Raw genomic sequence first — 2,110 nt, forward strand, 5'->3', positions numbered from 1 at the left:
CCCTCGCCGAACTGGGCCGCTGCCTCGAGCGCGGCCCCCCCCCGTGTGGGGGGGGGGGGGTTGGGGGGTGGTACCGCCGCCGCCCCCCGGTGGGGCGGCGCGGCGAACCGGTGCGGTGGGCGCGACGAGGGCCGGGTGGGGTTCGGTCGCGGTGGTGTCGGTGAGCAGATCGGCGGCCAGCAGGGCAGCGCCGTGGGCGCTGATGTGCGCCGGGTCGGCGGCCGCGGCCACCGGGATGCCGAATTCGGTGGAGAGCAGTTCGGTCACCAGCGGAATGGCCGCGCCACCGCCGGTGAGCAGGACGCCGTCCAGTTCGGCGACCCGCAGTCCGGCACGCCGCACCGCCTCGCGCAGCAGGTCCATGGATCCGAGCAGGGGGCCGCGCAGCAGCTCCTCCAGCTCGTCGCGCACCAGCCGCACGTCCATGCCGAAGGCGGGCAGCCGGACCGGTACCACCGCCGCCGTCTTTTTGGAAAGCTCTTCCTTCGCAATTCTGCAGCGACCGCGCAGTGCGGCCAATTCTTGTTCGACGATCGGGTCGAACGGATCGAAATCGTTTTGCCCCACCGCATTAGCCAGAACGTAACGCATGGCCAGGAGATCGAATTCCGTACCCGCCACCATGGTCGAGTGCACCGGTTCTCCGAGCAGACCCGACAGCGGCCCGGTACGTACCACTGAAATCGTCAAACCGGTCGCGCCGAGATCATAGACGGCCATCGCGCCGTCGTGCTCGGTTCCGTGTACCTCGCGCAGCCATCGCATGGCCGCGGTCGGTTCCGGCACCAGTGCGACGCCGTCCAGTCCGGCGGCATCCAGCGCGGACCGCTGCACCTCCACGGTGTGCTGCGTCCACCAGGCCGGATAGCAGGCGACCGTGGCCGCGGCGGAGCCGGTGTCGTGCACCGCGCGCGCCACCGCCGCCGCCACGAGATCCGCCGCGCGAACAGCGGTTCCGTCTCCGATGCGCATGTCCACGGGATCCCCGACCCGGGCCAGAATGCTCTCCGTGACCTCCGCCGCCGAGCCGAGCAGGCTCGGACAGGCGTGTAGTTCGCGTCGTCCCCCCGAAGTCGTCACGGCGACTGTGTGCAGCGACCCGACCGTAATGCCGAGCGCCTGACCCTGACTCATTCGAGAACCCCTGTTCTACAAACACACCCTGCCCGGTGTGCCGTTTCGAAAGTCGATCAGTCCGATATGTACTAAGGCTTGGGTTGTGGCTTGCGAGCCACATGTGAGCTGTCGGTTGCTGGGGGTTCGTCGTTACCGCGCGCGGGGTAGGTACGGGGAAATTCCCCTAATCCCCACCCCGCCCCCAACGGTTCGGGGTCTGGCAACAGGGGAGTTCACCCCGTTCCGGAGTAACGCGTGAGCTTCCTAGCGTGAAAGGCAATTCGACAACCGCGGACCGCAGGGGTCCGCCGAAGGAGGCGATTTGCCATGAGTCCCAATGCGATTCTCGAGTTCATCCTCAGCCTGCTGCGGGACAGCGAGGCTGCCGCCGCCTACTGCGCCAATCCCGGACAGGCGCTGGTGGACGCCGGGCTGGCGGCGGTGACGCCGGAGGATATCGCCGCCGTCGCCCCCATGGTCGCCGAGTCGGCGCTGGTGGCGGGCGGTTCGGCCTTGTCGGCCATTGTCGCCGCGGGCGGTCTGGAGACCGCGGCCGCCGGTGCGGTCAATGGCGCGGTGAACGGCGGGGCGTCGGTCGGCACGGTCGCGGCGGGGACGACCGGAGTCGCGGCCACCGCCACCGCCGCCACCGCGGCCGAGGTGAATCTCGGCGGCCAGGCCGAAACCGGCGTCGACCTGGGCCTGGACGCGGGCCTGGGTGCGGTGGCCGATGTCGCCGCCGGACTCTCCACGGCGCTGGGTGGCGCACTGGAGACCGGTGCGGACGTGAGTGCGGGACTCGGCGCGGGACTCCAGGGCGCGGTCGACGCCGCTACCCAGGTGGGTGCGGGGGTCGACGCCGGACTGGGCGGACTCGTGAACGCGGGCGGCCAGCTGGGCGCGGGACTCGGCGGAGCTGTCGGCGCGGCCGCCGACCTCGGTGGTCAGCTCGGCGCGGGCCTGGAGACCGGGCTGAACGGCGCGATCGACACCG

The 2,110-nt window shown here is 70.9% G+C and carries 2 protein-coding genes; one reads left to right on the forward strand and one right to left on the reverse strand.

The annotated features are described in order from the left end of the window. Positions 1–1,134, reverse strand: a 1,134-nt coding sequence (locus QK444_RS35805) for an Hsp70 family protein (RefSeq protein ID WP_282786484.1), incomplete at its 3' end; no start/stop codon positions are given. A 309-nt stretch (positions 1,135–1,443) separates the two neighbouring features. Here QK444_RS35805 and QK444_RS35810 point away from each other — a divergent pair. Beyond that, positions 1,444–2,110: IniB N-terminal domain-containing protein (locus QK444_RS35810; RefSeq protein WP_282786485.1), on the forward strand; the 667-nt coding region annotated here is incomplete at its 3' end.

It is taken from the genome of Nocardia sp. CC201C (assembly GCF_030010695.1).
Lineage (GTDB): Bacteria > Actinomycetota > Actinomycetes > Mycobacteriales > Mycobacteriaceae > Nocardia > Nocardia otitidiscaviarum.